Genomic DNA, 11,154 nt, shown 5'->3' on the forward strand with positions numbered 1-11,154 from the left:
ATGAATAAAAAGAATTTGAATAATAAAAAATTTTGAATATGGAATAGGAGGAAAAAAAGATGCAAGGTAAGGGTTTTAAAGAATATTTAGAATGGTTGACAGTAGGGGTATTTATTCTATTGATAATAGGCATGGGTGCACGATTGACTATTGGACAAGAGGCTAAAATTGGCGTATCTTTGAATGCCTCAAACAGTTCCTATACTTTAGAACAAGCTTTATCTGTATCTGATAATACAGGTGCTCATACTGGAGGAATATTTATAGATAACGATACACAAGCTCTATTTTCTGATTTAACCATTAACGCAGCGCTCACAGTCACACAAACAAATTCTACTACCTTTACTTTTAATAATGAAACTGAAATTTCAAATACTTTAGGTATTTTTACTCAGGGAGCTTTTGGTGATGAAATGACTGCAAGACCTATTGGTAATTTAACTATCACTTCTAATGGAGCAATAAATGTTTCAGCAAATGGCACAGCTGTTGTAGCAGGTGGAATAGCGGTTGGAAATGTTACTGATAATCTTATAAATAATGGAACAATTAATGTTTTTGGTAATGTAATTGATTCTTCTGGGCAACTTATGGTTGGGGGAGTGTATGCAGTAAACGCTACGAATGTAGTTAATAATGGAAATGTTACTGTAAAAGGAACTGGCGGATATGTTGATTATGCACATAATAATGTTCCAGTTGGTTTTGAGATTAAAGAAAGACTTGACAATTTCACTAATACTGGAAACATAAGTGTTTCTATAGAATCAATAAACGCAACAGCAGTTGGAGTAAGGTCATACGATATAGGCTATTTTAACAATACTGGGAATATATCCGTTTTCGCTAATTCAACAAGCGGAGGCACACCGGGGCCGGGGGTAGTAGGGGTAATGGCAGGAAAACCTACAGAATTTGAGGGATATTATCCCGGGCAGATGAGAACATTTGTAAATAGTGGAAACTTAACGGTAACGGGATATGCAAGTGGCTCATCCTTTTATGCACATGGTGTAGAAGTATTGGGCGATGAGAATTTTGTTAATAATTTTACGAATACAGGAAATATTTTGGTGACAGCTCAGGCGACAAACGGACATGTGTATGCCACAGGAGTTAGAGCATGGAGTATTGGTAATTTTACCAATACAGGAGATATTAGGGTGACAGCTCAAGCGACAAACGGATATGTGTTAACCTATGGAGTTAGAGTATGGAGTAGCATCGATAATTTTACCAATAATGGGGGTATAAGTGTAATAGCAAATGGGACAGACTTTGTCTATGCTTCTGGGGTTGAGGCAGGAGATATAGGTAGTTTTACAGGCAACGGGACAATTTTTGTGAGTGCGACTTCCAGTAATGAGGGTGTAGAAGCATATGGAGTTAATGCTGGTAATATAGGTGATTTTAGACTTGAGAGAGGTGGCATAATAACTGTTACTGCAAATGGGACAAACTACGCAGAAGCATATGGAATATATCAAGAATATGGATATATAGGGAACTTTACTAATGAGGGGAGTATAAGTGTAATAGCGAACGCGACGGGCGGGAATGCGCAGGCTTATGGTTTGTATTATGCATATAGTATCGATAATTTTACCAATAATGGGGGTATAAGTGTAATAGCAAATGGGACAGACTTTGTCTATGCTTCTGGGGTTGAGGCAGGAGATATAGGTAGTTTTACAGGCAACGGGACAATTTCTGTGAGTGCAACTGCCAGTAATGGAACTGCAGGAGCATCTGGAGTATCAGCATATGGTAATATAGATGATTTTAAGCTTGAGAGAGGGGGTATAATAACTGTTACTGCGTCCGGCACAGCAGTGTTTGCAGGTGGAGTACTTGTTGGAAATGTTACGGATAATCTTATAAATAATGGAACAATTAGTGTTTTTGGTAATGTAACTTATCCTTCTGGGCAACTTATGGTTGGAGGAGTATATGTTGAAAATGCTGCTACAAATGTAGTCAATAATGGAAATGTTACTGTAAACGGAACTGGTGGATATGTTAATTATGCAGAAAATAATGTTCCAGCTGGTTTTGAGATTGCAAGTCTTGGCAATTTTACTAATACTGGAAACATAAATGTTTCAATCGAATCTATAAATGCAACAGCAGTTGGAGTAAGGTCATATGAAATAGGCTATTTTAACAATACTGGAAATATATCCGTTTTCACTAATTCAACAAGCGGGGATTTTTCTGCGGTAATAGGGGTAATGGCAGGACAACTTGAAGAATTTGAGGAAGCTCATTCGGGACATATTGGTAATTTTGTTAACAATGGAAACCTAACAGTAACTGGATATGCAAGTGGTGGTAAGCTTAATGCAGCAGGAGTAGCAGTATTTAATGGAACGATAGATGATTTTCAGAATTTAGAAAGGATTGAGGTTTATGGAAAGAACATTGGTGGAAATGCAACTGTTGCTGGTGTATATGCAGAAAATGGTATAGGTAATTTTACAAATATAGGAAATATAATAGCAACTTCAAATGCAAGTGATGTTGCAGAAGCTTATGGAGTAGTAACAAATTATTATATAAATAATTTAACACTTAACAATGGAACAATTAATGTAAATGCAACTGGAACAAATGGTGCATATGCAGGAGGAATTGTAGCAGGTAGTAATGTAGGTAATTTTACACTTAATAGCGAAATAACTACAATTGCAAATGCAACAAATGGATGGGCAGAAGCATTTGGAATTGAGGTTGGTGGTAACGTAGGCAATTTTACCACTAATGGAGCAATTAGTGTAAGTGCAAATGCAACAAACGGACAGGCAAGAGCATCTGGAGTTGAGGTTTGGGGTAGCGTAGGCAATTTCACTGGTAATGGAGCAATTAGTGTAAGTGCAAATGCAACAAACGGACAGGCAAGAGCATCTGGAGTTGAGGTTTGGGGTAGCGTAGGCAATTTCACTGGTAATGGAGCAATTAGTGTAAGTGCAACTGGAACAAATGGAGCATGGGCAATGGGAGTTTTTGCAGGAAGTATAGGCAATTTTACTAATGCAGGTAGCATAGTAGCGAGTGCAAATGGGACAGATTGGTCAGAGGCATGGGGGGTGTGTGTAAGTAATAGTATAGATAATTTTACGAACAAAAATAATATAAATGCAAATGCTATAGGTAATAGTAATGTGGCTGCATATGGAATAGAAACAATGGGTAATGTGAGTAATATAGGTAATTTTGCAAATGAAGGCAATATAATTGTGAATGCTACTGCAACAGTTAAGGGTGCATGGGTAGCCGGAATAAGTGTAGGGGGTGACATAAGTAACTTTACGAATGAGGGTAGTATAATAGCGAGTGCAAATGGGACAAGCGAGGCAAGTGCATTAGGAATATATTTGTGGAATGGTATAGGTAATTTTACTAATAAAGGGAATATAAATGTTATAGCAACTTCAACAAATGGGAATGCAGAAGCATATGGAGTATCTGCTAGTGATATAGATAATTTTACCAATAATGCAACTGGAGTAATTAACGTAACGGCGATAGCTTTTAATGGTAATGCAACTGCAAAAGGTGTGGATGTAGATGGAACAATAAGTAATTTTATTAATTCAGGAAGTATAACTGCAAACTCAACTTCAACTGGAGGGAATGCAGAAAATACAAAAGGAGTTACTGCATATAATATAGATGAATTTTTCAATAATGGGACAATAACAGCTATTTCAACTGCAACTGGCAATGCAGATGTAACTGGAGTTGAGATAGACTCTAATGCTACCTCATTTACAAATGCTGGAATAATAACAGCTGCTGCAACTGGAGCAAATGCAACATCAAGCGGAGTTTTTGTAGGAAATGCGACACTATTTACTAATACTAAAACAATAAATGTAACTGCAAATGCAACAGCTGGTAAGGTTATTGCTGCTGGTGTAGTTGGATCAAATAATCTGGGTAATTTTACTAATGAAGGAAATATAACTGTTACTTCTAATGCAACAAGTGGAGGAATAGTAGGTGGAGTGCTTGCAGGATTACCACCTGAGATCGGTGGAGGGGCAAATGGAACCATTGGTATTTTTGTTAATAATGGGAACTTAACAGTAAAAGGATATACAGGTGGTGCAGAGTTACACGTAACAGGAGTAGCAGTATTTAACGGAACGATAGATGAATTTCAGAATTTATCAGGGGGAAGGATAGAGGTTTATGGGAATAATATTGGTGGTAATGCTACAGTGTATGGAGTGGGTGCATTTAAAGACACAGGTGGATATGGGAATTTGACCAATTTTATTAATGCTGGATTAATAAATGCAACAGCGATAGGTGGCAATGCAACCTCATGGGGAGTTTATGCTGATGATTATATCGGTAATTTTACGAATACAGGGAATATTTTGGTGACAGCTCAAGCTACAAACGGAAGTGCGCATGCCAGGGGAGTTAAGGTAGATTATATAAGTAATTTTACGAATACAGGAAGTATTTGGGTGTCAGCTCAAGCGACAAATGGATATGCGGGGGCCAAGGGAGTTAAGGGAGATGATAGTATAGATAATTTTACGAATACAGGTAATATTTGGCTGGCAACTCAAGCGACAAATGGAATGGCGTATACCATAGGAGTTGATGCACATGATTATATCGGTAATTTTACGAATACAGGGAATATTCGGGTGACAGCTCAAGCGACAAACGGAAGTGCATTTACAGAAGGAATTTCTGCATATGGTTCTATTTATAATTTTACGAATACAGGAAATATTTTGGTGGTATCTCAAGCGACAAATGGACCTGCGTTTGCCAGTGGAGTTGATCCAGGTAATATTGGTAATTTTACCAATAATGGGAGTATAAGTGTAATAGCAAATGGGACAGACTATGTCTATGCTGCTGGGGTTGGGACAGGAAATATAGGTAGTTTTACAAGTAACGGGACAATTTCTGTGAATGCGATTGCCAGTAATGGGAATGCAACAGCATATGGAATTTTAGCTGGTGATGTAGGCAATTTTACCAATGCAGGAACAATTGATATAACAGCAACTGCAACAAATGGAACTGCAAAAGCTTATGGATTAAATGTTGGCGTAGTAGATACTATAGGAAACTTTACCAATAATGGCACCATTAAGATAACAGCAACTGGTAAAGATGCAGAAGCAACTGGATTATACGCAGTTTTTCTTACAGGAACCCTTTTGAATGATATTAACGGGTTAATTAAAGTTTCAGCTCAAGGAGAGCAGTCTGCAAATGCAACCGGAATATATGTTGAGAAAGCACAAACTGGATCAACTATCCTTAATAAGGGACTTATTGATGTATCTGCCATATCTACAAGTGGGTCAGTTAACAGCATTGGAATTTATTTAAAAGATTCAAATACAACTTTTACAAATAATGGAACCATTAAAGTGTATGCAAGCGGAAATGTAGATAAGGTAGCTGGAATTTATGTTGCTAATTCTACAGTTCAACTTTCAAATCCTGGTGAGGTAGTTGTTTGGGGTAATGTTCCCTCTGAAGCAAAAATTCGTACTCTTTATGTTGATACCGGCTCAAATGTAACTCTTAAGGACAAATTTGCTATTACCTTTGGAGCACCTGGAACTGGTCATAATATAGCTCCTATCTATGTTGCAAGTGGCTCAGCACTTAATCTTAATAGCACAACCTTAGTTGTAAGGCTTTGGAATAACAGTGCTCAATACATAGTAGTGAATACTCCCTATAGTATAATTGAATATAATGGAACAGTAAATGGTAACTGGGGCGGGTTAGAGAAAGGCTATACAAACCCACTTATTAATGTAACATGGTATAACTCAACTATAACTGATAAGGATGCCCAGATTATCTTTAAGTATTCAGCTTTAAATAATCCAGAACAAGCATTAGGACCAGTTAGTAGTATAACAGGTGGGGTTATAATTAATTCTATTATGGTAGACAATGTTTTTACTTTTCTACCTATATCTTCTCCTTTGATTTTTGTGAAGGGTTATCAGCCAATAATGCTTGCATCTTCTGGTGTTAGTGATGTTGGAGCTGGATATAGTGTTGGTGGAATAGAATATCGTGGTGGTATGTGGTTTAAACCTCTTTACACTTATGTTGATGCAGATGACCTTGGTTTTGATGCTGATGCTTATGGATTTAATATTGGATTAGGAGGTTTCCTTACAAAGAACTTTTCTTTAGGTATCTATGCCAATTATTTGAGAGCTGAATATGATTATAGTATTAGTTCAGCCAAAGACGGTGATTCTGACATCTTTTCAGTTGGTATAGCAGGTATGTGGAAAATGATGAAGGATACTTATTTGAGGTACAACGTATATGGATTTAGCAGTTCAAATGACTATCATGGGCGCACAGGATTTAATTTTGAGCTTAAAGAGAAGGCAAGTTACAATATGAATGGTGTGCATGCAGAGATACTTATTGGTAAGGTTTATAGAGGGAAATTAAACATAATTCCTGAGATTGGAATAAAATATACTTATTACAATCCTGAAAGTTTTTGGACAAAGGTTTATGACAGTGCTGGAAATAGGGTATCAAGTTGGGATAGATATTATGATCCTGATAACAAACATATGTGGAAAGGGTTGGTTGGTGTTATGGTTGCTGGTGAGACTAAGGCAGGTGGCATACCAGTAAATCTTTTTGCATATGGAAGATTGGAACAGGCATTTGGAGAAAACGATATAAGTGCGCTTAACTATATGAGAAGCGACCCAACAAGATGGGAAATATCAAAGGAGATAAACAGGACTACTTTTATTGTTCAGCTTGGAGGAGAATTTATGCTTCAGAAGAACCTTGGGCTTGAGATTTCAGGAAGAGGGGACTTTAACGGAGATTACTCAGGCTATACAGGAAAAGTAATGTTAAGATATAGCTGGTAAGACTTTTTTAGTTTATGTTTTTTTAGAGCCCGCCTTGTGCGGGCTTTTTTTATTATTAGCCACTTAAATTAGCTTAAATATCAACTAATCTGCAAAGCAACCTTAAATTGTTATTTTTTAAAAATTTTCTTAAAATTTTAAAAAATTTAGAAAACTTAAAAAATTTAAAAAATTTAAACGTATATTTAGCATTTAATTTTCAAAAATAGCTAAAAATTTTTATGAGGCTGTTTCAAAAAACATTTGCTTTTGGTTTCCCTACAAATGATCTTTGGGTAAACATTCTCACTACTCTAAAGTTTGAACCCAGCTTTAAATTTATTGATCCAAATAATGGCTCTATCCGGTACTTATATTTACCGTACCTTTTCCAGTTTCTCCACCAATAACTTCTTAACTGGATGTCTTATTTTTATCCTAAGGTTTCTTTAACATTTCAATCTCACTCGCATAGGGACTACCTGTCTCACATCCCATTATCATTGCTTCTTCTCTCATCTACCGATATAACAACTGCAAGCCTAACACAGGCTAAACCGTCCTTATCTTTGTTCCTCTTTGCCAGTTAAGACAATATTTCTTTCCAAAGCCAAACCCTGTAGCATCAGCAATATAATGCTTTACTCGAGCTTCTCTTTGAAAAAAAGATCTTAAAGCTTTCTTTTATAAGAACTTTTAAAAGCTTCTCATTTAAATTTTTAACTCTGTAGTGACAATCATGTAGAGAAAGGTAGGAAAGTTTTGTTGAGAAGCCAAAGCAAGCGTTTCTCAGTGAGGGGTATCTCATTGAATTTTGATACAACCGAAAAGCTATGATAAGACTCTCTGCATATTTTTGAAGTCTTCCACACTTTTTGTTTTAGGTGTTTCTCCTCAAACCCCCCATCTAAAATTAGTATCATTACAAAAATATCATATAAACTAAAATTTCGAAACAACCTCCGCATAATCTTACCTTTTCCTTAAGAGATTATCAGATTTCATAAGATTCTTGCAACCCCTTACTAAATCAATCTTGAGGAAGTATAAGAAGATGATCCCTAATAATGTTTTATTTTTGAAGAAAATTCAAGAAAAAATACTCATTATTAAGATAATCCTAAAATTTAACGAATATTCCTTCAAATTATTGAAAATTTCTTTGTTTTTAAACTTGACAAAATTCTTATTTTATACATAATTTAAAATTAACTAAAATCAAAAGTATTTCGGATTAAACAATGGAAAATCCTGGACTTGAAGAAAAAGGATTTTCTCCTCACCTAAGCTAAGTCTTTTTTTCTCATCGCAGATACATTCTCTTTTTAAAATTTTTAGATCATTTTATCAAAAATAAACAATGGAGGTGGTAGTATGCTTATGAAAAGACTAAGAGAGACCAAAGAAAGGTTAGAAGATGTGGCCAAAAGGATTGGCGTTGGTGCTTATTATAGAACAGTTCCTTATGAAATCTTTCAGACGGTTAAATCATATTTACTCAAGCTTTACATGGGCTATGAGGTTAATCCTCCAGCTAATGAATTGCCTTTTTCTGTTGAAGATGCTTTCTCTTATGTTAAACCAGGGTTTTTGACTCTGCCTATGGTTGTAGGGTTTGATCCTCTTGATAATTATACTTCTTCAGAGCAGTCTTTTCTTGCTATTGTTAGGTATATAAATAAAAGATATTACATTTCATTTTCTACTATTGAAGAGAGGGTCGGGAATTTTTATGTTATTTTTGTGGTAGGTGAAGACCCAGAAGAATTATACTCCATTGAGTTAACCAATCTTTTAATAAAGCTTGCTATTAGAAATTCAGGCTATTACGGAAAATTCCTGAAATTTTCTAGTCCTGCTGACAATATTGAAAAGGTCAAATTTAAAGTTTTACCTCCTCCCAATCTTACCCTTGATGATATTTATTTAAAAGACAAATCAGATCTTGAGGATTTTGTAGAAGCTGTAAAAAGGAAAAATCAGGGGCTTAGATATCTTTTTGTTGGTGAGCCTGGGACAGGAAAAACAGATACAGTGAAAGCTATCATAGCTGAGTGTTTAAAGTCTAATGGAATAACAGTAATAGAGGTTGATGCAGGATGTGGCATATCTTTAAATCATGTTTTTGAATATGCAGAAATATTTAGCCCGGTTTTACTATGCATAGACGATATTGACCTCTTAGTTGGGTCAAGAGAAAACCCTTTTAAAGCGAGAGAACTTTCAAGTGCACTTCAAGCCTTAGATGGTTTTATTGAAAAAGATGACCACTATTTGATTGCTACTACTAACGATAGAAGGCTTGTTGATTTTGCTTTGAGAAGACCAGGCAGGTTTGACCTCATTATGGAGTTTAGCGAACTTGACCCAGAATTTTATCCTAATCTTGTTTTAAGAGAATCAAAAGATGAACGCTTAAGTGAAATGTTTAAAGACGAAAAGATAAGGAGAAAGCTTTCTAATCTTAAGGTGACAGGTGCATTCATTGTAACATTAGTTAAGCATTTACTTAAGCCTCGGTATGAAGAAACAAGATACGAACCTAATACAGTATTAGCTTTGATAGACAAGCTTCAAACGTCCTTTAAGCAGGAGGTGAAAAAGGAAGAAAAATTAGGTTTTGTTGGAGGAGATAATGAGTAAAGTCAATCTTGAAGAGTTTAAGCAGATCATTAAAGAACTAACCGACGAGGCTAAAGTTTTAGGGAATCCTTATATATTTTTGACTGAATTAGATAGGTTTTTAAGAAACAAGGGAATAAATCTTTACAGATATACCGGAGAGCTTGATAAAAAGGAAAGGAGAATCATAGATAGGGAGATTATCACTCAGCTTATTAAATGCTCAAATGAGATTTTGGAAAGATTTGACGCTGAAACTATTTTAGATGAAAGAAAAAAGCTTGAACGAGAATTTTTAGAAATTCTTAGAATGTTCGCTAAATTGAAAAATATTGACTCAGCATATTATCTAATGCACGTTTTTTACTACTATTTCAATCCCTATGATTTTAACTACATTCTTATTTTAAATGAACTGAGAACGCTAAATCTTGATCCTGAAACTGAGATGGTAGAACTTAAAGTCAAAGATATTATTAACATTGATGAAGATCAAAAATTCACTGAAAAGGAGGATGTAGTTCAAGATAAAGAAATAGAAGAGGGTCTATTCGAGAATATCTTGAGCGTAGATGTAAGGAAGAGCCAAAAGTAGAGCTACCGCAATGCGAGTGCGAAGAGGAAGAGTATCCCCTTGACCCCATCATTCAAGCAATCGAAGAATTGTTTGCCAATAAAGCTGATGTTAAGCCAACCTTAGAGATGGCAAAAGAGTATTTAAAAACCAAAGGATTGAGCCTTGAGACTTTCTCTAAAAGAGAGCTTATAGAGTTTTTAAATGTCTTAGCTTCTTTGATAGCAGATAGAATACTCTCTGACGACGAAGAGTTGGCTAAGATTTATAATAGTATGTGGCTTGAAGATATTAAGATCTACTGCTTAAAAATCTAAGTCCTAAAAATCCTTACTGTAGGGTAATGTATCTTTTTTATTTAGATATTATCGGTAGATATGGTGCTGAGAAAGCATCTCTTGAAGCTTATGAATTCGTAAAGAAAAGGGTTGAGCCAAACGAAGTAGAAAAACTGCTTATGGAACTTTTAGAGGATGAGCTTAGCAAAAGGCAAAGGCAAGCAAAGACTAAATCAAAGCAAAAGAGGGGGTAAAAGATGAGGGTATGCAGAACCTCAGCCAGTTCTAAATATTGTGCTACTTGTGAGTATTGGGGTGCCGTGAGGCAGGTTAGATCGTCAACCGTTGAAAGCGAAGAATGGGGCTTATGTTCAAATAGAAGAGGTAGTTTTTATGGTAAGGAGATGAAATACAAGGATTGTTGTTCTAAATACATGAGATGGATCGTGCTTGAGAGATAAAGGATGTAAAAATTGCCCCAAGGCGTATTGCCCAGGGCACCCTTTTCCCTCGGAAGTTTTCTATGCAAATATACTTTACTGATGAAAGAAAAATCGTTGATGACATTACAGGAGAAGTTTTTGACCTTGAAGAAGAACATGGGGTATGGACCTGGGATAAGAAAATATATGTGTATAATAAGCTATCAAGAAAAGAAAAGCTTAAAACCCTCATTCACGAGGTAGTAGAATGCTTTTTAGTAGTTTATTTAGGGATGAGGCAAGAAAGAGCCCACAAGATAGCAAGCTTAGCGGAGAGAGTGATTGGGAAATAGAGTATATAATAAATAAGGGCT

At 35.7% G+C, this 11,154-nt stretch carries 6 protein-coding genes; all 6 read left to right on the forward strand.

Annotated features, from left to right (window positions below; genetic code table 11):
• The first annotated feature begins 59 nt into the window (after nt 1-59).
• The 6 genes from TOPB45_RS05625 to TOPB45_RS05660 all read left to right on the forward strand — a co-directional run bounded on the left by TOPB45_RS05625 (nt 60) and on the right by TOPB45_RS05660 (nt 11,133).
• On the forward strand, nt 60-6,905 hold the full coding sequence (locus TOPB45_RS05625) for an autotransporter outer membrane beta-barrel domain-containing protein (RefSeq protein WP_013909877.1): 6,846 nt from the start codon (nt 60-62) through the stop codon (nt 6,903-6,905).
• A gap of 1,359 nt (nt 6,906-8,264) precedes the next feature.
• Nucleotides 8,265-9,527, forward strand: coding sequence for an ATP-binding protein (locus TOPB45_RS05635; RefSeq protein WP_236608012.1), 1,263 nt, complete (start codon nt 8,265-8,267; stop codon nt 9,525-9,527).
• Nucleotides 9,520-10,101 (forward strand): hypothetical protein, encoded by a 582-nt coding sequence (locus TOPB45_RS05640; RefSeq protein ID WP_013909879.1) that lies wholly within the window; start codon nt 9,520-9,522, stop codon nt 10,099-10,101. Before TOPB45_RS05635 ends, TOPB45_RS05640 begins: the two co-directional genes overlap by 8 nt.
• A gap of 68 nt (nt 10,102-10,169) precedes the next feature.
• On the forward strand, nt 10,170-10,397 hold the full coding sequence (locus TOPB45_RS05645) for a hypothetical protein (protein WP_041430350.1): 228 nt from the start codon (nt 10,170-10,172) through the stop codon (nt 10,395-10,397).
• Between the two features lie 26 nt (nt 10,398-10,423).
• Nucleotides 10,424-10,612 carry a hypothetical protein gene (locus tag TOPB45_RS05650; RefSeq protein ID WP_013909880.1) on the forward strand — a complete coding sequence of 63 codons (189 nt, stop codon included), beginning with the start codon at nt 10,424-10,426 and terminating at the stop codon, nt 10,610-10,612.
• A 269-nt stretch (nt 10,613-10,881) separates the two neighbouring features.
• Nucleotides 10,882-11,133, forward strand: a complete 252-nt coding sequence (locus TOPB45_RS05660) for a hypothetical protein (protein ID WP_013909882.1) — start codon at nt 10,882-10,884, stop codon at nt 11,131-11,133.
• Nucleotides 11,134-11,154: the final 21 nt, after the last annotated feature.

Source organism: Thermodesulfobacterium geofontis OPF15, from assembly GCF_000215975.1.
GTDB classification, from domain to species: Bacteria; Desulfobacterota; Thermodesulfobacteria; order Thermodesulfobacteriales; family Thermodesulfobacteriaceae; genus Thermodesulfobacterium; species Thermodesulfobacterium geofontis.

Excerpts from the sequence above, each read along its gene's own strand:
- TOPB45_RS05625 (WP_013909877.1), top strand. The coding sequence starts at position 60 with ATGCAAGGTAAGGGTTTTAAAGAATATTTAGAATGGTTGACAGTAGGG.
- TOPB45_RS05635 (WP_236608012.1), top strand. The coding sequence starts at position 8,265 with ATGAAAAGACTAAGAGAGACCAAAGAAAGGTTAGAAGATGTGGCCAAA.
- TOPB45_RS05640 (WP_013909879.1), top strand. The coding sequence starts at position 9,520 with ATGAGTAAAGTCAATCTTGAAGAGTTTAAGCAGATCATTAAAGAACTA.
- TOPB45_RS05650 (WP_013909880.1), top strand. The coding sequence starts at position 10,424 with ATGTATCTTTTTTATTTAGATATTATCGGTAGATATGGTGCTGAGAAA.
- TOPB45_RS05660 (WP_013909882.1), top strand. The coding sequence starts at position 10,882 with ATGCAAATATACTTTACTGATGAAAGAAAAATCGTTGATGACATTACA.